Origin of the sequence: Paraburkholderia guartelaensis, assembly GCF_004353905.1 — a bacterium.
Lineage (GTDB): Bacteria > Pseudomonadota > Gammaproteobacteria > Burkholderiales > Burkholderiaceae > Paraburkholderia > Paraburkholderia guartelaensis.
This window is the reverse complement of the sequence record NZ_SMOD01000010.1, coordinates 197,390-221,203: the sequence shown is the minus strand read 5'-3', so window position 1 is coordinate 221,203 and position 23,814 is coordinate 197,390. Positions and strand designations below refer to the sequence as shown.

Annotated in this window: 22 protein-coding genes and 2 tRNA genes; 7 read left to right on the top strand and 17 right to left on the bottom strand. The window is 66.9% G+C overall.

Features of this window, described 5'->3' with window-relative positions; genetic code table 11:
- Positions 1-21: 21 nt before the first annotated feature.
- Together E1N52_RS15665 and E1N52_RS15660 are read right to left on the bottom strand one after the other, a co-directional pair.
- The gene (locus E1N52_RS15665) at positions 22-579 is read right to left on the bottom strand and encodes a hypothetical protein (RefSeq protein WP_133183662.1); all 558 of its coding nucleotides are present in this window, start codon (positions 577-579) and stop codon (positions 22-24) included.
- Between the two features lie 76 nt (positions 580-655).
- Positions 656-874, bottom strand: a complete 219-nt coding sequence (locus E1N52_RS15660) for a hypothetical protein (protein WP_133183661.1) — start codon at positions 872-874, stop codon at positions 656-658.
- Positions 875-1,125: 251 nt separating this feature from the next.
- On the opposite strand from E1N52_RS15660, the gene E1N52_RS15655 reads away from it, so the two are divergent.
- Positions 1,126-2,511, top strand: a complete 1,386-nt coding sequence (locus tag E1N52_RS15655; RefSeq protein WP_133183659.1) for a sigma-54 dependent transcriptional regulator — start codon at positions 1,126-1,128, stop codon at positions 2,509-2,511.
- Positions 2,512-2,816: 305 nt separating this feature from the next.
- Positions 2,817-3,788, top strand: coding sequence for a thymidylate synthase (locus tag E1N52_RS15650; protein WP_133183658.1), 972 nt, complete (start codon positions 2,817-2,819; stop codon positions 3,786-3,788).
- Between the two features lie 109 nt (positions 3,789-3,897).
- Here the strand turns inward: E1N52_RS15650 and E1N52_RS15645 are convergent, their stop codons facing one another.
- The gene (locus E1N52_RS15645; protein ID WP_133183656.1) at positions 3,898-6,441 is read right to left on the bottom strand and encodes a DUF6600 domain-containing protein; all 2,544 of its coding nucleotides are present in this window, start codon (positions 6,439-6,441) and stop codon (positions 3,898-3,900) included.
- Between the two features lie 222 nt (positions 6,442-6,663).
- On the bottom strand, positions 6,664-7,386 hold the full coding sequence (locus tag E1N52_RS15640) for an ArsR/SmtB family transcription factor (protein ID WP_133183655.1): 723 nt from the start codon (positions 7,384-7,386) through the stop codon (positions 6,664-6,666).
- A 161-nt stretch (positions 7,387-7,547) separates the two neighbouring features.
- On the opposite strand from E1N52_RS15640, the gene E1N52_RS15635 reads away from it, so the two are divergent.
- From E1N52_RS15635 to E1N52_RS15625, 3 genes are all read left to right on the top strand, one after another.
- Positions 7,548-7,751: a hypothetical protein gene (locus E1N52_RS15635; protein WP_133183654.1), complete on the top strand. Its 204-nt coding sequence runs from the start codon at positions 7,548-7,550 to the stop codon at positions 7,749-7,751.
- Between the two features lie 117 nt (positions 7,752-7,868).
- Positions 7,869-8,906 (top strand): GlxA family transcriptional regulator, encoded by a 1,038-nt coding sequence (locus E1N52_RS15630; RefSeq protein WP_133183652.1) that lies wholly within the window; start codon positions 7,869-7,871, stop codon positions 8,904-8,906.
- 126 nt (positions 8,907-9,032) lie between these two features.
- Positions 9,033-9,536, top strand: a complete 504-nt coding sequence (locus tag E1N52_RS15625) for an acyl-CoA thioesterase (RefSeq protein ID WP_069262939.1) — start codon at positions 9,033-9,035, stop codon at positions 9,534-9,536.
- Between the two features lie 103 nt (positions 9,537-9,639).
- Here E1N52_RS15625 and fumC read toward each other — a convergent pair whose 3' ends face one another.
- The 5 genes from fumC to E1N52_RS15600 all read right to left on the bottom strand — a co-directional run bounded on the left by fumC (position 9,640) and on the right by E1N52_RS15600 (position 16,104).
- Positions 9,640-11,049, bottom strand: coding sequence for a class II fumarate hydratase (gene fumC, locus E1N52_RS15620; protein WP_133183651.1), 1,410 nt, complete (start codon positions 11,047-11,049; stop codon positions 9,640-9,642).
- 238 nt (positions 11,050-11,287) lie between these two features.
- On the bottom strand, positions 11,288-12,964 hold the full coding sequence (locus E1N52_RS15615) for a phospholipase D family protein (RefSeq protein WP_133183650.1): 1,677 nt from the start codon (positions 12,962-12,964) through the stop codon (positions 11,288-11,290).
- Positions 12,965-13,136: 172 nt separating this feature from the next.
- Positions 13,137-14,099, bottom strand: coding sequence for a ketopantoate/pantoate/pantothenate transporter PanS (gene panS / locus E1N52_RS15610; protein ID WP_133183648.1), 963 nt, complete (start codon positions 14,097-14,099; stop codon positions 13,137-13,139).
- A 228-nt stretch (positions 14,100-14,327) separates the two neighbouring features.
- Positions 14,328-15,737: an MATE family efflux transporter gene (locus tag E1N52_RS15605; RefSeq protein ID WP_133183647.1), complete on the bottom strand. Its 1,410-nt coding sequence runs from the start codon at positions 15,735-15,737 to the stop codon at positions 14,328-14,330.
- 145 nt (positions 15,738-15,882) lie between these two features.
- A complete protein-coding gene (locus E1N52_RS15600) occupies positions 15,883-16,104 on the bottom strand; it encodes an RNA-binding S4 domain-containing protein (protein WP_028206712.1) in 222 nt (73 codons plus the stop codon).
- Positions 16,105-16,411: 307 nt separating this feature from the next.
- On the opposite strand from E1N52_RS15600, the gene E1N52_RS15595 reads away from it, so the two are divergent.
- Together E1N52_RS15595 and E1N52_RS15590 are read left to right on the top strand one after the other, a co-directional pair.
- The gene (locus tag E1N52_RS15595; protein ID WP_133183646.1) at positions 16,412-16,924 is read left to right on the top strand and encodes a hypothetical protein; all 513 of its coding nucleotides are present in this window, start codon (positions 16,412-16,414) and stop codon (positions 16,922-16,924) included.
- Positions 16,925-17,118: 194 nt separating this feature from the next.
- Positions 17,119-19,353, top strand: a complete 2,235-nt coding sequence (locus E1N52_RS15590) for an ATP-dependent helicase (protein WP_133183727.1) — start codon at positions 17,119-17,121, stop codon at positions 19,351-19,353.
- A 46-nt stretch (positions 19,354-19,399) separates the two neighbouring features.
- Here the strand turns inward: E1N52_RS15590 and E1N52_RS15585 are convergent, their stop codons facing one another.
- From E1N52_RS15585 to fdxA, 8 genes are all read right to left on the bottom strand, one after another.
- Entirely contained in the window at positions 19,400-20,161 is a 762-nt protein-coding gene (locus E1N52_RS15585; protein WP_133183644.1) for a DUF4088 family protein, read from the bottom strand.
- A gap of 134 nt (positions 20,162-20,295) precedes the next feature.
- Positions 20,296-20,619, bottom strand: a complete 324-nt coding sequence (locus E1N52_RS15580; RefSeq protein ID WP_133183643.1) for an AzlD domain-containing protein — start codon at positions 20,617-20,619, stop codon at positions 20,296-20,298.
- A complete protein-coding gene (locus E1N52_RS15575) occupies positions 20,616-21,413 on the bottom strand; it encodes an AzlC family ABC transporter permease (RefSeq protein WP_133183642.1) in 798 nt (265 codons plus the stop codon). Before E1N52_RS15575 ends, E1N52_RS15580 begins: the two co-directional genes overlap by 4 nt.
- 69 nt (positions 21,414-21,482) lie before the next feature.
- Positions 21,483-22,394 (bottom strand): AraC family transcriptional regulator, encoded by a 912-nt coding sequence (locus E1N52_RS15570; protein ID WP_133183640.1) that lies wholly within the window; start codon positions 22,392-22,394, stop codon positions 21,483-21,485.
- Positions 22,395-22,421: 27 nt separating this feature from the next.
- Positions 22,422-22,913, bottom strand: a complete 492-nt coding sequence (locus tag E1N52_RS15565; protein ID WP_133183638.1) for a CreA family protein — start codon at positions 22,911-22,913, stop codon at positions 22,422-22,424.
- A gap of 152 nt (positions 22,914-23,065) precedes the next feature.
- Positions 23,066-23,141: transfer RNA gene (locus E1N52_RS15560), tRNA-Asn, on the bottom strand.
- 78 nt (positions 23,142-23,219) lie between these two features.
- Positions 23,220-23,295 (bottom strand) — tRNA-Asn (locus E1N52_RS15555).
- A gap of 144 nt (positions 23,296-23,439) precedes the next feature.
- Complete coding sequence (fdxA, locus tag E1N52_RS15550; protein WP_028206706.1) at positions 23,440-23,763, bottom strand: ferredoxin FdxA; 324 nt, start codon at positions 23,761-23,763, stop codon at positions 23,440-23,442.
- Positions 23,764-23,814: the final 51 nt, after the last annotated feature.

Sequence of the window (23,814 nt, the reverse complement as noted above, 5' to 3'; positions counted from 1 at the left end):
GGCACGGGTGCTATCTCATCGTTACTTTCTCGTGTAGCTCGCGACGTTGCCCTGCGCGTTCTGGGTGGCGTCGACGGGGATCGGCAGCGGTGCGGGCGGCGCGATTTCGTCCCAGAGCGTCACGTTGTTGCTGCCGCGCATCAGTTGCGGGGTGGCCGCCACCATCACCATGCCGACGGCGCCGCCGCGCTGGCGCGAAAGCGTCTGATCGTCGAGAGAACCGATGCCCGCGAAGGCGCCGTCGTTGCCGCCGTCGTTGCCAAACGCGACGGGGTCGGCCGGGGCGTGGCCGCTGGCGGCCGCGGCGCTGGTCGAGTCTGTGTCCGTCGAGGGGGCGCCGCCGGCCGGCGTGCTCACTTCAAGCGTGGCGGGAACGAGTGCCGCAGGTGTTGCAGGAACGACATCCGGGGCGGCGTTCGCGACGCTGGCAACCGCGACTGGCGCTGCAGGCGCATCGTCAACTGTCTGTGCGCGAGCACCGGGAGAGAGGACGAGGAGGGCGGCGGGAACGAGCATGGCGGCACATGCGCTGCCGTAGCCGATGACACTGCGCCGGACCTGCTGGATGTTGAATCGCATGGCGTATCTCCTGGTGCGAGACATTTAGCGAAACGTGTGCCATCGCCCGCAATCCATTGATACGCTTCGAACCGCACTATTCTCTGCAAATTTTGAATGGCGGATATTCGCCAAAATGTTTCAGCGCTGAAACGTGAGGCTGTTTAAACCCGTTTGCATTGCGATAGGGTTTCAAAGGAGAACGTTTGCGCGTCAAGCGCTTAACGATTGAGAGAAAAGAAACATCCGTAATTATTTCTGCACTGACAAAATGCCGGAAAACCAGTGGAAACATTTCCATCGGTCCCTTATCCATTCCTCCTGCATAAATTCTATCCAAGTGCCACGAGCCTATAGTAAGCTTCAGAAAAAGCCGTAATGCCTAAAGAAAACGCCCGCAACTGGGCAAGTTGACACACACGCCACAACTCGGGGATTCACTGTCAGCAAAAGCATGCGCGTTCGCTGTTTTTTCAGGTACGCGAAAGCCGCTTTTTGCTGCGTGTCTGTACATTCAGGTGCGTGCCGTCATTCCCAAACGATGGTGTTGGCAAGAGGATCTGAATAATGGAACCTGCAACGCGGCAATTGGTGTACGTGACGCGAAAACCGGTCGATGCGTTGAACGAGCGGTTCCACGAGCGTGGCTGGCAGGTGGAAATCGTCGGCAACGCGCGGGACGCGCGGCGGGCCCTCCGTGCGGGTATGCCGGCGGGCGGATTGCTCGATCTCTCAAGCGAATTTCATCTGCACGAAATCGGCTCGTTCGAGCCATGCCTCACGCTGCCCAACGTCGGCTGGGTCGCGGCGACCACGACGGGGCAACTGCAGGACGCAACGCTGCGCCGTCTGGTGCGCGATTACTGTTTCGATTACGTAACGGTCCCCTGGAACGGCGACCGCATCGTCGATTCCGTCGGCCATGCGTATGGCATGGTCTCGCTTGGCGAAGTCGCCTCGAACGACACCACGGGCGGCTCGGAAGGCGAAATGGTCGGCTCGTGCGAGGCGATGCTGGCGCTGTTCCGCTCGATCCGCAAGGTCGCGCTGACCGATGCGCCGGTGTTCATTTCCGGCGAGTCGGGCACGGGCAAGGAACTTACGGCTGTGGCGATCCACGAGCGCTCGGCGCGCCGTAGCGCGCCGTTCGTGCCGATCAACTGCGGCGCCATTCCTCCGCACCTGCTGCAGTCCGAGCTGTTCGGCTACGAGCGCGGCGCGTTTACGGGCGCGAGCCAGCGCAAGGTCGGCCGGGTCGAATCGGCCAACGGCGGCACGCTCTTTCTCGACGAAATCGGCGACCTGCCCATGGAGAGCCAGGCGAGCCTGCTGCGCTTCCTGCAGGAAGGCAAGATCGAGCGCCTGGGCGGCCACCAGTCGATTCCCGTGGACGTGCGCATCATCTCGGCCACCCACGTCGACATGCGCGCAGCGATGGTGGAAGGGCGTTTTCGCCAGGACTTGTATCACCGTCTGTGCGTGCTGCAGATCGACGAGCCGCCGCTGCGCGCGCGTGGCAAGGACATCGAGCTGCTCGCGCGGCACATGCTCGAACGCTTCAAGAAGGACGGCAGCCGGCGTCTGCGCGGCTTTTCGCCCGACGCGATCGCGGCCCTGCACAACTACAGCTGGCCCGGCAACGTGCGCGAGCTGATCAACCGCGTGCGGCGCGCCATCGTGATGTCGGAGGGCCGTGCGATCACGGCGCGCGACCTCGAACTCGGCGATTACGTCGAGGTGGTGCCGGTCTCGCTCGCCCAGGCGCGCGAAGCCGCCGAGCGCCAGGCCATCGAACTCGCGCTGCTGCGCCACCGCGGCCGCCTCGGCGACGCCGCCCAGGAACTCGGCATCTCGCGCGTGACCCTGTACCGGCTCTTGTGCGCGCATGGCATGCGCCATATGGAAAGCGAGCCGCTCGCGCCGCATCCGGGCGGCCTGGCTTCGGGCGGTTGAGGTTGATCGCGGTTGACTAGCGTTGATTGAGGCGAGCGGCGCTTTCGTGCTCCGCGCATTGACCGCGCGCCGGCGCTTCTGCCGGGCCATTGCCGTGGCGTTTCAACTCGCCGCGCCTTGCTGCGCTGCGAGCATGTCTTTGGGCTCGTCATAGCCCGTCCTGTGGGCGTTCCGCCCTTGTCCCCCGTTGTGTGATGGGCTCGCGCTTTGGGCGCGGCCAACCCGGGAGGCGCGCGCCGGGTAAAATCCTTCTTTTCCATCCTGAATCCGAACCGGGCGCCACGTGCCCGACGAGGGAACCGCGCATGAAACAGTATCTCGAGCTCGTCCGCTCGATTCTCGACACCGGCACCTGGCAGGAAAACCGCACCGGCATTCGCACGATCAGCCAGCCGGGCGCCATGCTGCGCTTCGACCTGCAGGAAGGCTTTCCCGCGGTGACGACGAAGAAGCTGGCGTTCAAGTCGGCGGTGGGCGAGTTGATCGGATTTATGCGCGCCTCGCGCAGCGCAGCCGACTTCCGGGCGCTGGGCTGCAAGGTCTGGGACGCCAACGCGAACGAGAACGCCCAGTGGCTCGCCAACCCGTACCGTCAGGGCACGGACGACCTGGGCGACGTGTACGGCGTGCAATGGCGGCGCTGGCCAGCTTACAAAGTGCTCGATGCCGATGCCGCCGCACAGCTCGCCGACGCCCAATCGCGAGGCTACGCGCGCGTGGCAGAATTTACCGAGGATGGCCGCTCCAAGGTGCTGCTTTACAAGGCGGTGGATCAGCTGCGTCAGTGCCTCGATACGATCATGAGCAACCCCACCGACCGGCGAATTTTGTTTCATGGCTGGAATCCGGCCGTGCTCGAAGAGATCGCGCTACCGGCGTGCCACCTGCTGTATCAGTTCCTGCCGAACCCGACGAAGCGCGAAATCTCGCTGTGCCTCTATATCCGCAGCAACGATGTGGGCCTCGGCACGCCGTTCAACCTGACCGAAGGCGCGGTGCTGCTGCACCTCGTCGGCCGGCTGACCGGTTATACGCCGCGCTGGTTCACGTATTTCATCGGCGACGCCCACATCTACGAGAACCAGCTCGATATGCTCAACGAGCAGTTGCGCCGGGAACCCTACGCGAGCCCGCGCCTGGCCATCTCCGAGCGCGTGCCCGAGTACGCGAAGACGGGCGTCTACGAGCCGGAGTGGCTCGAAAAGGTCGAGCCGTCCGACTTCTCGCTCGTCAACTACCGGCATCACGAGCCGCTCACCGCGCCGATGGCGGTGTGAGGCGCTTGCATTCACCGTATGCACTCACGTTAGCGGCCGGTATGACCGCGCCATGAAAAAAGCCCGCGAACGGCAACGTTCGCGGGCTTTTTCGTTGGCGGCGCGGTGATCAGCCGTGGTGGTGATCGTCGTGATTGTTGCCGCTTGCGCGCTCTTGCGGATGAGGCGCGGGCTGCGGCTGCGGACGCGGTTGGGGCTGCGGTTGCGGGCGAGCCTCCGCGTGCTGCTGCGGCTGGGGTTGCGGCTGCGGATGGAATTCCGGGTGCGGCTGCGGTTGCGGCTGCGGACGGGCTTCGGCGCGCTGCTGCGGTTGCGGCTGCGGCTGCGGGTGGAATTCCTGACGCGGCTGGGGCTGCGGTTGCGGACGAACCTCAGCACGCTGCTGCGGCTGGGGCTGCGGCTGCGGACGGGCCTCGGCACGCTGCTGCGGTTGCGGCTGAGCTTGCGCCTGCGGATGGAACTCGGGGCGCGCCTCGGCCTGCTGTGCCGGCCGCGCCTCCGCTTGCGGCGGCATTTGCGGGCCGTGTTGCGCCGCGGCCGGCTCGGGCATCCGTTGCTGCGCTTGCGCCTGCGGCTGGCCACGCGCCGCGTCACGCTGCTCCTGCATCGCGACGGCGGGCGGCCTGCCTGCCTCGTTGCCCGGTTGGCCACGCGTGGCCATCGGCGCGTGCGGCTGCGTCCAGGCCGGCTGATGCGCTTCGCCGCGCGCCGCGTTCGCGGCGTTCATCGCGCCCGGACCAGGCTGACCGGCTGCGGGCGCACCGCCTTCGGGCCGGCCCGCAAACTGCGGCGGACGCGGCACACCATGTTCCTGCGCGGCAGCGGGCGGCATGCCCGGCTGGCCATGCTCGGCGCCACGCGGCATGGCGTTGGCAACTGCGGCGCCCGGTTGGGGCGCGCCGCCAGGCATACCCGGACGGCCGGCTTGCGCCTGCGGGGCCGACGGCCTGCCCGTCGCGCCCATCACCGGTGAATGCGGCGGCACGACGCGCACGTTCTGCTCGGGCCACGCGCCGTGAGCCGCCGGAGAGAACGGCGAGGAGGGCGCATGCGCCGGCGCCGAGACGCGCACCACAGGCGCGCCCGCACCCGGCACCGTGCCGCCGGAGTGGGCGAAGCGCTGCGCGAGGTTGTCGTGGAACGCGGGCGGCGCAACCGGCGCGCGCGTGGCTACGACCTGGCGCTGATTGAGCGTCGCTGGCGGCCGGTAATCAGCGCGGCGCATGTTGGGCCCGAAGCTGCCCTTCACAGGCGCGATGCCGGGCGTGCCCGGGTCGATACGCGCATTACGCCATTGCTGCGGATCGACATGTTGCGCGAACCGCGAAACCGGCTGACCGTGGACGAACGCCGTGGCCGGCACAGCCGTCACCGCACCCGGCGCGCGATAGTTCACGTAGGTGTTGTGAACGTTGATATTCGTGATGTTGACGTCGCGCCGGTAGTTGTTGACGACGACAGTCTGGTTCACGCGTTCGTAGTAGTGCGGGCTCCAGCCACCCCAGTGCGGATGCCACGGCTCACCCGGCCCGAGCGCGAACCACGCGACGCCCGCGGCCGCGACGCCGCCTACCGCGAGGTTGACGCCCCAGTCCGTGCCGCCGTCGCCGCCGCCCACGAATGCGACCAGCGCCGGCGCATAGACAGGCGGCGCGCTTTCGACGATCGGCCCGGGCACCCACGCCCACGAATCGTCGACGTACGCCCAGCGCCCATAGTGGTACGGCGCGAAGCCCCAGGGCGCGTCATCGACCCACGTCCAGCCCCACGGCGCCTGCCACACCCAATGGCCGTCGTGGTACGGCGCCCAGCCCGTGGGCACCGAGTTCGGCGTCCAGACTTCGCCGTATTGCGGATCGCTGCGCCACGTGCCGTTGTTGTCGAGGTCCTGGTAGCCCGGGACGTCGCGCGAGACATAGCGCGCCGAGACCGAGCGGTCCTCCGCGGCGTCGCGCGCGAGCCCCCATTGGTCGAAGGCGTCCGGCGGCGGTGCCTGGTCGCTTGCCACCTGTTGCAGGTCGGTGCCGGCGAAGCGAATCTGCTGGCCGGCCGTCATCGGCGTCTGACCGTTTTCGCCGTAGACGGTCACGCTCCCGCTGCGCACGGTGACAGTCGTGGTGCTGCCGTCGGGCGCCACATCCACGCGATAGTCGCCGGGGCTCGTCACGCCGAGTGCGAGGTTCGGCGTGTCGATTTCATACGAGGAGCCGGGCGGCACTTCACGCACACGCGTCGAAAGCGTGCCCTGTGCGACCTTGAGCTGCGCGGTTTGATCGTCGAGATTGAGGACGTCGAGGCTCGTCTGCGCGCCGAGGCGTACCGCCGTCGAGCCGATGTGCAGTTCCGAGCGCCCATTGGCGTCGTTCCAGAGCTGGTCGCCGGTCGTGAGAGGACGGTTGAGCTGCGCGTACGACCAGTCGCTTGCGCCGGCCGGCTCGGTGGTCACGGCGCCGGACATGTAGTCCAGACGCGCGACGCGGCTGGGCGGGTCGCCGCCCGTGGCGGCGGGGGCCGTCGCGGCATCGGGCGGCGCCGCCTGCGCGAAGACCGCAGGCGTTGCGGCAAGGTTCAGCGCCGCGAGTGCAGCGAGCGCAAACAGCGTGCGGCGCGAGGTGCGCCGAAACTGCGTGATCGTAGGTGTGCGCGTTGTCATCTTTGTTCTCCTGTCGATGGGATTCGGCGCTTGGGTCCTTTAGCGCCACCCCATGCAGGGCACTGTATCTGGCGGGCTTGTTTCCATGCACACGGATTTGTTAAGGCTTATACACCAGATGTAACAGAACGTGTGACCGCGGGCGAAACGCGCACTTTTACGCACGAAATCGGCGATTTTGTCGGGTATTTGTCAGCCAATTCGGCGCATGCGCCCGCTGCTTCAAGCGCCTACGAGCGCGTCGAACTCGCGCTGTCCCTTGGGCGTGATGCGCAGCACGCGCGGGCGGCTCGTGCGCTCGATCCAGCCGCCATGCGTCCACGAATCGAGCAGCGCCGCGCCGAGTGCGCCGCCCAGGTGCGGCCTGCGCTCGCTCCAGTCGAGGCAGGTGCAGGCGAAGCGCCGCCGCCGCGCGCGCAGCGCCGCCACGTCCACGCCCCAGGCTGCGAGACGCGCTGCGCCGTCGGGCGTGGCTTCGAGCGTGTCGCCGTCACGCACCAGCAGGCCGCCTTCCACGAGACGCTCAAAGACCTGCACGGCCACTTCGCCGGCCATGTGGTCGTAGCAGGTGCGCGCATGGCGCATCTCCAGCGGCACCGTGCGCGCGGGGCGGGGCGCCGGGCGCTGCGCGGTGACGGCGTTGGACACCTGCGCGACGTTCATGAGCGCTTCGATCGCCGCAGCGATCTCGGGGTTGGCGATCCGGTAGTAGCGGTGGCGGCCGCGCACGTCGAGCGCGAGGAGCCCGCCGTCGGTCAGGCGCGCGAGGTGGCCACTCGCCGCCGAAGGCGACAGCCCCGCGATCATGGTGAGTTCGCCTGCGGGCCGCGCGCTGCCGTCCATCAGCGCCCACAGCATGGCGGCGCGGCCCGGATCGGCGAGCAGTGCGGCAACGCGTGCGAGGCCGGGGAAGTGGCTCGATTCGTCGGTGGCGGGAAGGTTCATGGTGGCTCCTTCGTGTTTTGCGATGGCGGCTGACGTCGCCCACACCGTTACTTTAGCGAAATAGCGCATTCGACGTTTCAGTCTAAGCTGAAGTGTCGATTGCAGCCACTCGATGGCTCTCCGATGGGGCCAAAGCGTTACCTGCGGAGGTGCGTACTGCGATGCTCAGGAGCGCCGCGCTAAAATCGTTTATTCCCACGCAATTGGCTTGGCCTTTTATGAAACGCTTCTTCGCTCTTTTTGCCGCCGCCGCGCTCGCCGCCTTGTGCGCCGCCTGTGCAGGCGGTTCCGCGCCGCCGTCGAGCGGTGCGAGCGGCATCACGATGTACGGCACGATCGACGAGGGCGTTACGTTCCACAAGTGAATGGCCGAGCGCCATCCCGGTGTCGATTGCCTGGCAGTATTTGATGTCACTTTGACCTGACTGCCAAACGCGCGCATGCGATGATGCGGACATATCGTCAGCACCGAGTTTGCCGCCATGCCGTCTCAACCGCCGTCCCACGCCGCTGCACGCCATGTCGTGTTCGCCGTCGCGCCCGAGCTCGTGCTGCTCGACGCCTGCGGTCCCGTCGAGGCGTTCTGGCGTGCCGAACTGGCGATGCGCGCCGCGAGCGGCACCAGCGGCGCAGAGCCCTGCGCCTACCGCACGACGCTCGCCTCGGTTGCGGGCGGCGTGCTGCCCACCTTCGCGGGCATGCCCATCGTGACCGAGCGGCTCGACACGCTCGACCCCGCCACGATCGACACGCTGATCGTGCCCGGCATCCCTATCTACGACACTGCGGACACCACCACCGCGCTGCAACCCGAACTCGTCGCCTGGATCGCGGCGGCCGCGCCGTACGCGCGTCGCGTCGCCTCGGTCTGCACGGGCGCGTTCTATCTTGCCGCGGCGGGCCTGCTCGACGGCCGCCGCGCGGCCACGCATTGGCGCAACGCAGCCCAGCTGGCGCGGCGCTTTCCCCGCGTCGAAGTCGATCCCGAGCCGATTTTCATCCGCGACGAGCGCGACGGCCGCGTGGTGTGGACGTCGGCGGGTGTGACGGCGGGCATCGATCTCGCGCTCGCGCTGATCGAGGAGGACTGCGGCCATGCGGTCGCGATGCAGGCGGCGCGCCGCCTCGTCGTGTTCATGAAGCGGCCCGGCGGCCAGTCGCAGTTCAGCGAGGCGCTCGCGGCTCAGGCCAGCGCGGGCGCGGAATTCGACGCGCTGCACGGCTGGATGGCCGCCAATCTGCACGGCGAGCTGAGCGTCGAGCGTCTGGCCGAGGAAGCGCGCATGAGCCCGCGCACGTTCGCGCGACGCTACGTCGATGCGGTGGGGCGCACCCCGGCGCGCACGGTTGCGGCGATGCGCGTGGAAGCCGCCGCGCACGCGCTCGTGCAGTCGCGCCGGCCGCTCAAGCGCATTGCGGCCGACTGCGGTTTCGGCACCGAGCAAAATTTGCGGCGCGCGTTCGAAAGGTCTTATGGCGTGCTGCCGCTCGATTATCGGGCGCGATTCGCGGCGAGCTGAAAATATCGCTGATAGCGTTTCGCAGGCGGCCGCGACTGTATGTCTTGTTGCGCTCGTATAATCGACGCCTCCTTACCCCACTATACGAGCCGCCGTATGCGGCTTTTCGCCATGAGCCAAGCCGAGATGAAGACGCCTACCCAGCCGCTGGACCGTTCGGAAACGACGTTCCGGTTCCTCGCCGAGCCGACTTCGGTGAACTTCGGCGGCAAAGTGCACGGCGGTGCGCTGATGAAGTGGATCGACGAGACGGCTTATGCGTGCGCCGCGGTCTGGTCCGGCCGCTATTGCGTGACGGTGAGCGTGGGCAACATCCGCTTTCGCCGGCCGATTCTCGTCGGCAACATGGTCGAACTGCGTGCGCGCGTGGTCGCCACGGGCCGCACGTCGATGCACATCCACATCACCGTGCATGCCGGCGACCCGAAGAGCGGCCAGCTGCGCCTCACTACCGACTGCCTGATCGTGTTCGTGGCCGTCGACGAAAACGGCAATCCGATTCCCGTGCCCACGTATGTGCCGGAAACGGACGAGCAGAAGCGCCTCGCGAAGTACGCGCTCGACGTGAAGGAGGCACTCGACGCGATCGTCGAACTCAAGCCCGAGGAAGTGGCGAAAGGCCAGGTTTAAGCAGGTTTGATACGCAGGCACGCTGTTGCGCCAGCATGAAAAAACGGGCGGCGAAGGTCTGAACCACGCCGCCCGTTTTGCATTTCAGCCGTGCAAATAAAGCTTATTTCTTCGTATTGCCCACCATCTCACCGGGCTTCACCCACTCGTCGAACTGCTGCTCGGTCACGTGTCCGAGCGCGAGCGCGGCGGCCTTGAGCGTGGTGCCTTCCTTGTGCGCCTTCTTGGCGATCTGCGCGGCCTTGTCGTAGCCGATGTGCGGATTGAGCGCCGTCACGAGCATGAGCGATTCGTTGAGCAGCGTGTCGATGCGCGAGCGGTTCGGTTCGATCCCCACCGCGCAATGATCGTTGAAGCTGAGCGCGCCGTCGGCGAGCATGCGGATGGACTGCAGCACGTTGTGCGCGATCATCGGGCGGAACACGTTCAGCTCGAAGTTGCCACTCGCGCCGCCCATATTCACGGCGACGTCGTTGCCGAACACCTGGCAGCAGAGCATCGTCACTGCTTCGGACTGCGTAGGGTTCACTTTGCCCGGCATGATCGAGCTGCCCGGTTCGTTCTCCGGAATCGACAATTCGCCCAGGCCGCAGCGCGGGCCGCTTGCGAGCCAGCGAATGTCGTTGGCGATCTTCATGAGGCTCGCAGCCACCGTCTTGAGCGCGCCGTGTGCGAACACGAGCGCGTCGGCGGCTGCCATGACCTCGAACTTGTTGGGCGCGGTGACGAAGGGGACGCCCGTCAGCTTCGCAATGCTTTCCGCCACCTTCTGCGCGAACTGCGGATGCGCGTTCAGGCCCGTACCCACGGCCGTGCCGCCCTGCGCGAGTTCGTAGAGATGGGGCAACGAGGATTCCACGTGCTTGATGCCGTGATCGAGCTGCGCGACATAGCCCGAGAACTCCTGGCCGAGCGTGAGCGGCGTGGCGTCCTGCAGGTGCGTGCGGCCGATCTTCACGATGTCTGCGAAGGCTTTTGCCTTCGCGTCGAGCGTATCGCGCAACGTCTTGAGTGCCGGCAGCAGATGCTTGACGATGCCGTAGGCGGCAGCCACGTGCATCGCGGTCGGGAACACGTCATTGGACGACTGGCCGCGGTTGACGTCGTCGTTCGGATGCACCTTGCGCGCCTCGCCGCGCTCGCCGCCCAGAATTTCGCTCGCGCGGTTCGCAATCACCTCGTTGAGGTTCATGTTGGTCTGCGTGCCGGAGCCCGTCTGCCACACCGCGAGCGGGAATTCGCCCGGATGCTTGCCCGCGATGATCTCGTCGGCAGCCTGCATGATCGCGTGCGCCTTGGTCTCGTCGAGCACGCCTAGCGAGAGATTCACTTCGGCTGCGGCGCGCTTGATCGTCGCGAGCGCGGTGATCAATTCCGGCGACTGCTTTTCGGTGGAGATGCGGAAGTTCTGCAGCGATCGCTGCGTTTGCGCGCCCCAAAGCTGCTGGGCGGGCACGGCGATCTCGCCGAACGTGTCGCGCTCCATGCGGACGTTTTCGTTGCTTGCGGTCATTTGATACTCCGGTGATTGAGGCGGTGCCTTCTGCTCGCGCGGCTTGCGCTGCGTGGGAGGGCGCCGCTTTCGTGACGGGTTCGGATCCGCGTGGTGGCTGGGCTGCGGCGGCGCTGCGCTTCTCGCGTGACAGATGTGACGCAAGCGGCTTCGCGGCTGGCTCGTCGGCGGACGGTGCGACGTAAGTTAAGCGTTCTACGTTTTGCTCGCCCGATAGCGGCGTGCGCTCAAAGCCGCTTCACAGTTGGCTATCGACCGGCAACAGCAAGAATAGCCCGGTTAGGACATTTCTGTAGAAACCCGCACCAGGGTCGAGGTTGTAGGTGCGGATCATGCCGTTCTCCTCGTCGGTCCAGACGAGCCGCGAGGTGACCGTCGTGCCTTTGAGCAGCGCCAGTTGCGCGGGCGTCGCGAGCGTGACGTGGTAGCTCACCTGCGGCGAGGTCGCACGCTTGAACAGGTCGGCGACTTCATGCGCGATCGGCGGACTCTCGATGGTGAGCGCAAGCTCGGTGTTCAGGCGCGCAGAGCGCGGATCGAGATTGAGCGAGCCGATCACGAGCGTGCTGTCGTCGATCACGTAGGCCTTGGCGTGCAGGCTCGCGCGCGAGCGCGAACCGACCACGCCGAAGCGCCGCTCGTCGGTGTGCTCGCCCTGCTGCGGCTTGAACTCGTAAAGCTCGGTGCCGGCCTCGAGCAGCGGTACGCGGTAGGGGCTGTAGCCGGCCTGCACCGCCACGGCGTCGGTGGCGGCCAGCGAATTGGTGAGGATCGCCACGCGCACGCCGTGCGAGGTGAGCGCGCGGATGGTCTGCACGCCCGTGTCGTGCGGCACGAAGTACGGCGAGAACACCAGCACGCTGCTGTGCGCCTGATGGATGCGATCGAGCAGTGAGCGCATGGCGTCGCCCAGCTCGCCTTTTTCGCTGCCCGCGATCTTGCCGGGCGAGTCGGCCACGAACGCCCATTTTGCCCAGACGAGCCCGAGCGTGTTGCCCGCGATCTGCTGCGCGAGCGGCGTGGCGTTGAGCGGCTTGGCATTGTAGGGCTCGGCGCTCTCGCGCCAGTGCTTGCGCAGGTCGTCGCGCGCAGTGTCCAGATCGTGTGCGTCGAACTTCTGATGATTGAGCACGCGCAAGGGGTACGAGATCGAGCTGTTCCAGTACTCGTCGAAGCTTGCCGAGACGCTTTGCGCGACCGGGCCCGCCGTCAGCACATCGAGGTCGCGGAAGTCGATCGTCGGGCTTGCGTTGAAGTACTCGTCGCCGAGATTGCGGCCGCCGACGATCGCCATTTCGTTATCGACGATCGTCGCCTTGTTGTGCATACGGCGCGTGAACTGGTCGACGTTCGTGAAGAAGTTGCGCGTGCGCAGGTACATCGATTCGCTCGTGCTGCCGTACGGATTGAACACGCGGATCTGGATGTTCGGATGGCTGTTGAGCGCGGCCATCAGGCGGTCGATGTCGTGAAAATTCAGGTCGTCGACCAGCATGCGCACGCGTACGCCTCGATCGGCCGCATAGAGCGCCGAGCCGAGCAGCAGCTTGCCGGTGGTGTCCTCGTTGGCGATGTAGTACTGCATGTCGAGCGTCTTCGTCGCCGCGCGCGCGAGCGCGACGCGCATCTGCAGCGAGTCGGTGCCGGTGGCGAGCAGGCGAAAGCCCGATTCGTCCGGATGAGCGGCAACGGGTGCAGCGAGCGCGGTGCCTAGCGGCGTGGCACTGGCTTGCTGGGCCGGCAGTGCTGCGCTCGTCTCGCGCGGGTAGTCGGTGGCGGGCGGCCGTGTCGCGCAACCGGCGACGAGTGCGAGGCAAACGAGCGCGAAGAAGGCTCGCCGTGGGGCCTGGAGCGGGGCGCAACGCGAGGTCACGCGTTGCGTAACGGCTTCGGACGGGGCGGGATGCGCGGGCAAACGGATTCTCCATGGCGGCGCGCCGCATGATGGTTCGTTTTCATTGCACGGCTTCGCGAGGATTCTACGGGAAGCGGCCTGCCGGGCTTACGGCGGCGGACACAACTGCGTTTGCAATTTCCGGGCCGCAAGCAACTGACGATTGCGCGCGGCCGGAAACGTCTGCAGTTGATCAAACGCGCTCGGTCGACGCGTTCGCGGCGCCTTGCGCTTCGCGCGTGCTGCCGCGCGCCGGCTTGCCTGCCCAGTAGCCGGCGAGCACCGAGCCTGAGAGGTTGTGCCACACAGAGAAGAGCGCGCCGGGCAGGGCGGCGAGCGGCGAGAAGTAGAGCTTGCCGAGCGTCGCGGCGAGGCCCGAGTTCTGCATGCCGACTTCAATGGCCAGCGTGCGGCACACCGATTCGTCGAAGCCGAGCAGGCGGCCGCCCCAGTAGCCGCCGAGCAGACCGATGCCGTTGTGCAGCACCACACCGAGCGCGACGAGCGGACCGACCGTGGCGATGCTCGCATGCGTGCCGCCCACGACGGCGGCGATGATCGCGAGGATCGACACCATGGAGACGAGCGGCAGCGCGGGCTCGACGCGGCGCACGAGCGAGCCCGCAAGGCGGTTCACGACGAGGCCGATGGCGATCGGCAGGCCGACGATCTGCAGGATGCTCATGAGCATGCCGCGCACGTCGACGACGATCGAGGCATCGACGTAAAGGCGCGTCAGGAGCGGCGTCGCGAAGACGCCGACGAGGGTGGACAGCGCGCTGATCGTCACCGACAGCGCGACGTCGCCGCGCGCGAGATAGATCATCACATTCGATGCCGTGCCGCTCGCCACGCTGCCCACGAGCACCATGCCCGCGGTGAGATCGGGCGGCATGTGCAGCACTTTGGCGATCGCCCAGGCGGCGAGCGGCATGACGAGGTAGTGCAGGAAGATGCCTGCCGCGACCGGCGCGGGCCGCGTGAAGACGCGCTGGAAGTCGGCGAACGAGAGCGTGACGCCCATCGCCAGCATGATGATCATCAGGAGCGTCGTGACGTGCGGCGCGATCGGCGCGACGAGGCCCGGATCGAAGTAGGCCAGCAAGGAAACGAGGACGGCCCAGAGCGGGAAGAGTCGGGTAATCGGGGCAAGCATGAGGGTGTGGTCCGTGAGTGGGTTCGTTATGTGTCTTCGCGCGGCCAGCGGTGCCGGGGTGGCCGGCGGCGCTTGCGGGGCGCGGTTGTCTCCAGTCCCGTGCAGCGCACTGTTCTTGCCCTCGTGGGACGGACGCCGCTTGCGGCGCCAGGCGCGTATTTTAACCGGTCGAGCCGGTGCGGCCCGGCCGGTTAAGTAAACGCTTCAACTCGCGCGTCAACCCGCGCTTCACCCCGCATGGCTCGCTGTGGCGGCGCGAGCCTGCGAGCGTCGGCTCATCCGGTGAAAGCGCCATGTCATGAGCACGGCGACGGTGGTGAGCCCGGCCGCGAGCCCCCACCAGAGCCCGAGCGCGCCCATGCCGAAGTGGAACGCGAGCGCGTAGCCGAGCGGAAAGCCGATGCCCCAGTAGCCGAGGGTAGCCGCGAGCATCGGCACGCGCGTGTCCTTCAGGCCGCGCAGGCAGCCCGAACCCACGGTCTGCGCGCCGTCGACGATCTGGAAGATGGCCGCGACGCCGAGCAGCGTGGCGGCGAGCGACACCGTGTGCGCATTGGCCGGGTCGTCGAGATGCAGGTAGAGCCCGACGATCCAGTGCGGCGCAAGCACCATCACGAGCGCCGAGAGCGACATGAAGCCGACGCCGAGCCCGAGCGCGACAAAGCCCGCATGGCGCGCCGCGCTCGGCACACCCGCTCCGGACCAGTAACCCACGCGCACGTTGGCCGCCTGGCCGATCGCGAGCGGCACCATGAACGTGACGGAGGCCACGTTCAGGGCGATCTGGTGCGCCGCGAGCGGCGTCTCCCCGAGCAGGCCTGCGAGCAGGCCGGTGGCGAGAAAGAGCGTCGCTTCGACCGCGTAGGTGATCGCAACCGGCCAGCCGATCGTGAAGAGTTCGCCCATCAGCGGTGCCGTAGGCCGGCGCGCGACGACGAAGCGCTGGTGCGAAGGCCGCAGGTGCAGCAGCGCCATCAGCACGAACGCGGTGAGCCATACGGTGATGGTCGTCGCCACCGCCGAGCCGAGAAAGCCGAGGCGCGGCAGGCCCCACGCACCGTGGATCAGGCCGAAGTTGAGAAAGCCGTTGATGAACACGCACGCAATCGACACCCACAGGAGGCGCCGCGCCGCGCCGATGGCGGGCAGGAACGAGCGCATGAGCCCCACGCCGATGAGGCTGGCGGGCGCGCCCCAGCGCAGCACGGCCGTGTATTCGCCGATGTGATGTGCGAGCAGCGTCGGCTCCCCGAGGGCGCGCAGGATCGGCTCGGCGAACGAGAGCAGCGCGAACGCCGGCACCGAGAGCAGCAGGGATAGCGCGAAACCGGTCCAGTAGATGTGCGGCACGTGGCTTTCGTTGTCGGCGCCGCGCGCCTGGGCGACGCTCACGCTCACGGAGGTCAGCACGCCTTGCAGCACGGTGACCACCACGAAGAACATGTTCGCGCCAAGTCCGCCCGCGGCGAGCGCGTCGGCGCCGAGCGAGCCGAGCAGCACCGTATCGGTCACGCTCATCGCCATCTGCGAGAGTTGGGCGATCGCAAGCGGCCCGGCGAGGCGGGCGGTGTCGGCGGCATGGCGGCGCAGCGTGGGCGGCGCGGAAACGGCGCGGCGGGATAGCGTGGTTCGAGTCATGAAAAACAAGCGGCGCGAGAAAAGCGCGCCGCGCGGCAGGGTTCGTCTGTCAAAACTGAAAGCTTATTGCGAGACAGCGACCTTGTCGATCCAGATGCTCAAATCTGGTGCATGGCCGGCGCCTGCGGGCAAGTTCCGGCGGGGTTTACTCGCTCGCCTTGATGGCGATGCGCGTGTCGCCGAGCAGCACGGCCTGGCCCGCGCGGATCTTGCACGTCTTGCGCAGCTCGACTTCGCCGTCCACCTTCACGGCGCCCGAGGCGACGATCTGCTTGGCCGAGCCGCCGCTGTCGGCGAGTCCGGTGATCTTCAGGAGGTTGTGCAGTTCGACGTAGTCGCCGGTCAGCGTGAAATCGAGGTTGGGCATGGCGGGTTCAAATTCGAAAGGCGTGCGGCAAGCGCGCGAAGGGTGAGCATCATAAGCGATGGCGGCCTGCCACAGCGTCTGTATCGAATTCGTCACATCCAGGGGCCAGATGTTATGAATTCGTCAGTAAATGAAACGTTGAGTAACGTCGCGGGACCCCACGGCGATCTTCATACCAAAATGGTTTCACCCGGATCGACAGCGCCGCTCAAGTTTTTCTTGTGCGGTTCCATCGAGCCGGGGCGCGATTGTGGCGGGCTTGCCCACCGCAAAAGCGCCTTCGGAACCACTGCAAAGAGGATACGCCATGACCCAGATCGCCAAGCTGCTTACTGCTACCGCCGCTTTTGCCGCCGTGACCACTGCCGCCGTTTTTGCGCAGGGCGCGTATGCCCAAAACGCGACCCAGGGCGCGACACAGGCCGGCGAAGCCCCAACGATGGCGCCTTCCGGTGCACCGGCCATGGCGCCGGGCGCGGCCCCAGGCCAGATGACCGGTCAGGCGCCGAGCCAGGCCCCGGCGGCCGCAGGGATCGCGCAACCCGCGCCCGCGCCGCAGGCCTTGACCGCACCGCAGTCCGCCGATCCGCTGGTGCAAAAGCGCAATGCGAACGCCGCGGCGAATGCCGAATACCGCAGCGCGAAGAAGTCGGCGAACGCCGAGTACGGCGACGCGAAGAAGCAGGCGAAGTCGCAGTACAAGGCGCAGGTGAAGGACGCGAAGATCAACCACAAGGCCGATCGTCAGGCCAACGACTCGGAAATGAAGGACCAGATGAACGGCATGTCGGCCCAGCAGCAGGGCGGCCAGTCGCAGTAACGATCGGCTGATGCCGAACGGCGCCCGCGCCTTTGGGGGCGCCGGCCTTGTGCCAAGGCTTGTGAGCGGCGGCGTCCGGTAGCGGGCGCCGCCGTTTTGTTTGGCGGCTCCCGGGTGTCGGCGGCGGCGAAACGCGCCGTGGCGTTGTCGTTAAATCCCGCCAGATCGCCATGGAATCAGGCGCTTGCGGACGCATGGTGTATGGATATACAGTGTGCGTCGCTCCTTCCCGATTCGCCACGTTCATCGTCCCAGCGCCCGCCGTGTCCACCGTTTCCGTTGCCGACTCCTCCGTCTCCGATGCCAGCCCGGCGCGTGCCGCAGCGGCCACTGCCGTTTCCGAGTGGCTCGCAAAACTCAACGACGCGCAGCGCGAGGCCGTCGAGCACGGCGGCGAAGCCGGCTATGCGCCGGGTTCGGCGCTGCCGGGCCCGCTGCTCGTGATCGCGGGCGCCGGGTCGGGCAAGACGAACACGCTCGCTCACCGCGTCGCGCATCTGATCGCGGGCGGCGCCGACCCGCACCGCATTCTGCTGCTCACGTTCTCGCGGCGCGCCGCGCAGGAAATGACGCGGCGCGTGGCGCGTATCGCCGCAAGCGCGCCAGGCGCGGCCGCTGTGCTCGCGCAAGGGCTCACGTGGGCGGGCACCTTTCATGGCGTCGGCGCACGGTTGTTGCGCGAGTACGCGGATCACATCGGCCTGTCGCCCGCGTTCACGATCAACGACCGCGAGGATTCCGCGGATCTCATGAATCTGGTGCGCCACGAACTGGGTCTCTCGGCCAAGGAAAAGCGCTTCCCCTCGAAATCGACTTGCCTCGCAATTTATTCGCGCGCGGTCAACACGGGCGATTCGCTCGCCAACGTGCTCAACCGTTCGTTCTCGTGGTGCCTCGAGTGGGAGCCGCAGCTGCGCGCGCTGTTCGCGTCGTACGTGGACGCCAAGCAGAAGCAGAACGTCCTCGACTACGACGACCTGCTGCTCTACTGGGCACACATGGCCGCGGAGCCGGCCATTGCCGCCGATCTCGCGGGCCGCTTCGACCACATCCTCGTCGACGAATATCAGGACACCAACCGCCTGCAGGCCTCGATCCTGCTCGCGCTCAAGCCCGATGGCCGCGGCCTCACCGTGGTCGGTGACGACGCCCAGGCGATCTATTCGTTTCGCGGCGCGACCGTGCGCAATATCCTCGACTTCCCGGCGCAGTTCGACCCGCCCGCGCGTCAGGTGACGCTCGAGCGCAATTACCGTTCGACGGCGCCGATCCTCGCGGCCTCGAACGCGGTGATCGACGCCGCCGCCGAGCGCTTCACCAAGAACCTGTGGACCGATCGCCCCTCGCAGCAGCGCCCGCGCCTCGTCACGGTGGCCGACGAGGCAACCCAGGCGCGCTACGTCGTCGAGCAGATTCTCGAGGCGCGTGAAGCGGGTATGAAACTCAAGCAGCAGGCCGTGCTGTTTCGCGCGGCGCACCACAGCGCGATGCTCGAAATCGAGCTGGCGCGGCGCAATATCCCGTTCGTGAAGTTCGGCGGACTGCGTTTTCTCGACGCCGCACACGTGAAAGACGTGCTGGCGGTGCTGCGCTGGGCCGAAAATCCGCTCGACCGCGTGGCCGGGTTTCGCGTGACGCAGTTGCTGCCGGGCGTCGGTCCCGCCAACGCCGCGCGCCTGCTCGACCAGGTGGCCGCGTGCACGGGCGCGTATCGCGCCGCCGAGGCGCTCGCGGCTTTCGCGCCGCCGCCGCGCGCGGCCGAGGATTGGCCCGCGTTTGCGTCGCTCATCGACAGCCTCTCGATGCGCTCGACGCCGTGGCCCGCCGAATTCGAGCGTGTGCGACGCTGGTACGAGCCGCATCTCGAGCGCAATCACGAAGACGCCCAGGTGCGTCTCGCCGACTTGCTGCAGATGGAGAGCATTGCGAGCACCTATGCGTCGCGCGAGCGCTTTCTCACCGAACTGACGCTCGATCCTCCCGACGCGACGAGTGCCGAATCCGCCGATCCGCTGCTCGACGAGGACTATCTGATCCTCTCGACGATCCATTCGGCGAAGGGTCAGGAGTGGCGCAACGTGTTCGTGCTCAACGGCGTGGACGGCTGCATTCCGTCCGATCTCGGCGCGGGCAGCGATGAGGAGCTGGAGGAGGAGCGGCGGCTGCTCTATGTCGCGATGACGCGCGCGAAGGAAGATCTGCACATCGTCGTGCCGCAGCGCTTTTACGTGCACAACCAGGTGGCGTCGGGCGACCGGCACGTGTGGGCCTCGCGCACGCGCTTCATCGCCACGCCCATGCTGCCGCTGTTCGAATCGCGCGCGTGGCCGCCCGCGCCCGTGGCGAGCGCGCCGAGCGCGGCGGGACTCGCCGCTGCCGCGCAGGCGAAGGTCGAGATCGCCGCGAAGCTCAGGAAGATGTGGGATTAGGGGAGGCGAGCCTGGCGCGCGCCGTTTTCAGGCGGCGCGCCCGCGCTTAGCGCCTCTGCTCGCGTGCAGTGCTGCGCTGCGGCGGCATGAAGAAGTTGCGCATCCACGCGGCGAGGCGCGTGAACACGTCGTCGGGCTCCTCGACGAAAATCTCGGGCTTGAGCAGGCGCAGATACTCCATGATCTGTTGCGCTTCCTGCTTCTGGAACACGCCATGCGTGACGCCAAGCCTCAGCAGCCCGCGCAGCTCGCCCAGACGCTCGCGCGCGGCGCTGCCGCTCGCCTGTTCACAGCCGATCTTCGCCTCGTACACGCGCTGACGCAGCGACTCGGTGAGCCGCCACGCGGGCGTTTGCATCGACTCTTCGAGCGCCTGGATGTCCTGCACACCCGACTTGATCTGCGCCGCCAGCGGATCGACCAGCGAGTCGTCGCCCTGGGCTTCGCTCACGATGGCCGCCGCCCAGTCGCGGCACTGCTTCGAGAGTTCGTCGGGCGTCCACTCGGGCCGCGACGCGAAGCCGAAACCGAATTCGCCCGCCTGACGCATCAGGATCGAGACGACCTCGGGGAATTCCTTGTCGAGCGTGCGCTTGGCCCACGCGTACTGGCCGCCCTGCAGGAGCCGCTGGACAGCGTGCTCCGTGAGCGGCGTCATGTTGTCGAGCAGCTTCGCGCGCAGGTAATCCTCGAATTCCGGCGTGGCGAATTGCGGGTCGAGTTTGAGCGAGACGCGCAGGAACGCGTCGAAATCCTTGCGCAGCGACGCAAGCGTTTCGTCCTTCAGGTTAAGGGTGATATGCCCCATTGTGGTTGCCCCGGTGTAATCCTTGTCGCTTTTCGCGTGCTCTCGCCGTTCGAGCAGTGGCCCGCCAGAGCAGGCCCTGACGGGTTTAACGGCGCTCCGGGGTGAAACTTGAGCGTAAGGGGCGACGCTAGCCTCTAGCGCAGGACGACGCCCTGCCAGAGGAAGAACACGCCGAGTCCGATCGCGATGGTGAGGAGCGGGCGCTTCGTGAGCGCGCTGACTACGATGGCCGCGAGCGCGCCGACGAGCTGCGGGTTGCGCCAGGTCAGCTCGGCGCCTTGTCCGTGGGGCGACACCGCCATCGGCACGATGATGGCCGTGAGCACGGTGACGGGCACGAAGCCGAGCGCGGTGCGCACCAGCGGCGGGAACACCAGCCGGTCGCCGAGCACGAACACCGCGGTGCGAATGACCAGGGTGATGACGGCCATGCCGAGAATCAGGACGACGTAGTTCATTGCCCGGCTCCTGCGGTGCGTTGGACGTTGGGGGACTTGCGGGTGGACTCGCTGCCGGCGCGGGCGCCGCGCGAGGAGCCTGGGCGCGAGAGCACGACACCCACGACTACACCGGCGAGCACGGCGCCGAGCAGCCCGAGCTTGTACGGCCAGCCCTGCCAGAAAAAGGCGAGCGCGCCCGCCGTCGCGGCGGCGGCGAGGTAGCGCAGGGCGACGAGTTGCGGCACGACGATGGCGATGAAGGTCGCGACCATCGCGAAGTCGAGGCCGAGCGACTGCAGACCCGGGAACGCCGCGCCGAACAGCAGGCCGGCTGCGGTCCAGAGTTGCCAGTTCAGGTACATCGAAACGCCCGAGCCAAAGAAATGCCACGGCGAGACGTCATCGCCGGGCGGATGGCGGCGGAAATGCGCCCACGCGACGGCGAAGACCTCGTCGGTGAGCAGGCCGCCGAGCACGAGGCGCCAGCGCAGCGGCAGGTGCGAGACATAAGGCGCGAGCGTCGCGCTATAGAGCACGTGCCGCAGGTTCACGATGAACGTGGTGGCGAGAATCACCGCGAAGCTCGCGTGCGAAGCGATCAGCCCGAGCGCGATGAACTGCGCGGAGCCGGCGAACACGGCGAGCGACATGAACTGGCCGTGCCAGAGCGAAAGCGGGCCCGAGGTGACGAGCGTGCCGAAGATCACGCCGAAGGGCGCGGCGCCGATCATCATGGGGATCATGTCGCGCGCGCCGGCAATGAATTCGGCAAGGCGGTTGGGATGCGTGGTCAAACTGTCCTCCTGATACATGGGGACAGCATAGCGGGCCGCCTTACGCGTGGCTTGTACGTTCTTGCGGCGGGATGCGGGTTGGCGCGTTCAGGACGACTGCCAGCGGCCGGGCGGCACGCCGAACATGCGCCGAAAGTGCCGCGTGAAATGGCTCTGGTCGCTGAAACCGCTCGCCGCGGCGACATCGGCGACCGTGGCGCCTTCGCGCAGCGGGGCGAGCGCGCGTTGCAGGCGCAGCTGCGTGCGCCAGGCGTGCGGCGGCAGCCCGGTCGCCTGCGTAAAGAGCCGTGTGGCGTGAAATGGCGAGAGGCCGACTGCCTGGGCGAGATCGGCCACGCGCAGCGGCGTGGCGAGATCCGCGGCGAGGAGCGCCTTCATCGTTTCCACGCGAGGATCGTTCGGGCCGTGCTTGAGCGCCGCCTCGCGGGTGCGGCCGTAGCGCGTGAGCAGCGTCGAGAGCGCGTCGAGTAGCGAGCCTTCCACGGCGAGGAGGTCGGAGCGGGGCACCGAAGGTGGCGCCCCGCCGGCCAAAACGGCGCTTGCGCTGGATTCCGGCGCAGCCGCGGCGCGCCGCCAGTCGGCGTCGGCTTCCAGCAGCCGATGGGCGCGCGAAAGCCGGTGCGCGAGATCGAGATCGTGGATCACCTCGGCGTCGAACCACGGCAGCGGCTGCGTGCGCCCGGCGATTTCGCCGGCGAGTTCGTGCAGAAAGTCGATCGGCACGTACATCACCCGATAGCTCCAGCCTTCTTCGACAGCGCGCGAGCCCGTGTGCAGCTCACCGGGGTTGATGACCGGCACGCTGCCGGTTTCGGCGACATGCTGCGTGCCGCGATAGCGAAAACATTCCGCGCCGCCCTCGATCACGGGGATCGTATAGGCCTCGTGCCAGTGGGGCGCGAACGTGTGTTCGTTGTATTCGGCCGTGACGAGATCCGCGCCGGGCAGAAGCGGCGTGCGCCAGTAGCGGGCGGAGTCTCGAAAACGGGAATCGGTCACGGTGAAGATCCTGTGCAGATCCCCAGTTTAGCGCAGCGGAATCTTCGTGCCCGCCGGCACTGGCACGGCCGTCACGCTGTTCTTGGCGCTGCCGCTCACCACGCGGTCGCTGTAGGTCAGGTACACGAGCGCGTTGCGCTTCGCGTCGACCACGCGCACGACGTGCAGCGTCTTGAAGAGGAACGACATACGCTCGTTGAAGACGTCGTCTTGCTGTTTGAGCGGGCCTGCGAACGAGATCGGCCCGACCTGCCGGCACGCGATCGATGCCTCGGTCGGATCTTCCGCAATGCCGAGCGTGCCCTTCACGCCGCCTGTGCGTGCGCGCGAGACGTAGCAGGTGACGCCCGGCACCTGCGGATCGTCGTAGGCCTCGACAACGACCTTGTCCGAGCCGGTCACGCGGAAGTTGGTGTTCACGCTGCCGATCTGCTCGGCGTGGGCGGCGACGAAGACGACAAGGCCTGCGCCGGCGAGGAGCGGGCGCGCGAAGCGAGCGGCAAGGCGGGTGGATTTCATGCGGATTCCCGAAGATGACGAAGCGACATTATCGGGGAGGGCGGGGCGATGTGAAACGCAGCGATGCTGCGTGCGCCGGGCGAGGGAAATGCGTTGAATACGCGCACCAAAAGAAAAAGGGGTTGCGTGCAAACACGCAACCCCTCGAATCTTGGCTCCCCGACCTGGGCTCGAACCAGGGACCTACGGATTAACAGTCCGGCGCTCTACCGACTGAGCTATCGGGGAACAGCAGTACCACTACAACAATGCTTTACGTCATGAAAAAGCCCGTTGTGATCAACACGAACGGGCTTTTGCGAATCTTGGCTCCCCGACCTGGGCTCGAACCAGGGACCTACGGATTAACAGTCCGGCGCTCTACCGACTGAGCTATCGGGGATCAACAAAAGCAGAGAACGAGATTCTATGGGGTCTGGCTTGGCCTGTCAATACCCTGTCGCTATCACTTTAAGGACAATCCGCTGCAAGGGACTGTCCACGCATGCGACGGGGAAGACACCCCGAACAAGCGATCAGCCTGCGATTAGCGTGCAAGCAGCGCGAGCTTGTCCTTCACGTCCTTGAATTCGTCGGCTTCCGGCAGCGGGGCCTTGGTCTTGGTGATGCTCGGCCAGCCCTTCGCGAGGTCGGCGTTCAGCTCGATGAACGATTGCTGGTCGCCAGGCACGTCTTCCTCGGCGTAGATGGCGTTCACCGGGCACTCGGCAACGCACACGGCGCAGTCGATGCACTCGTCCGGGTCGATCGCGAGGAAGTTGGGACCTTCGCGAAAGCAGTCCACCGGGCACACATCGACGCAGTCGGTATAGCGGCACTTGATGCAGCTTTCGGTCACAACGTGAGTCATTCAGGCAGCTCCTGCAAGCTTTTTGTATCGGGGGGTTGGCGCTTCGCCAAA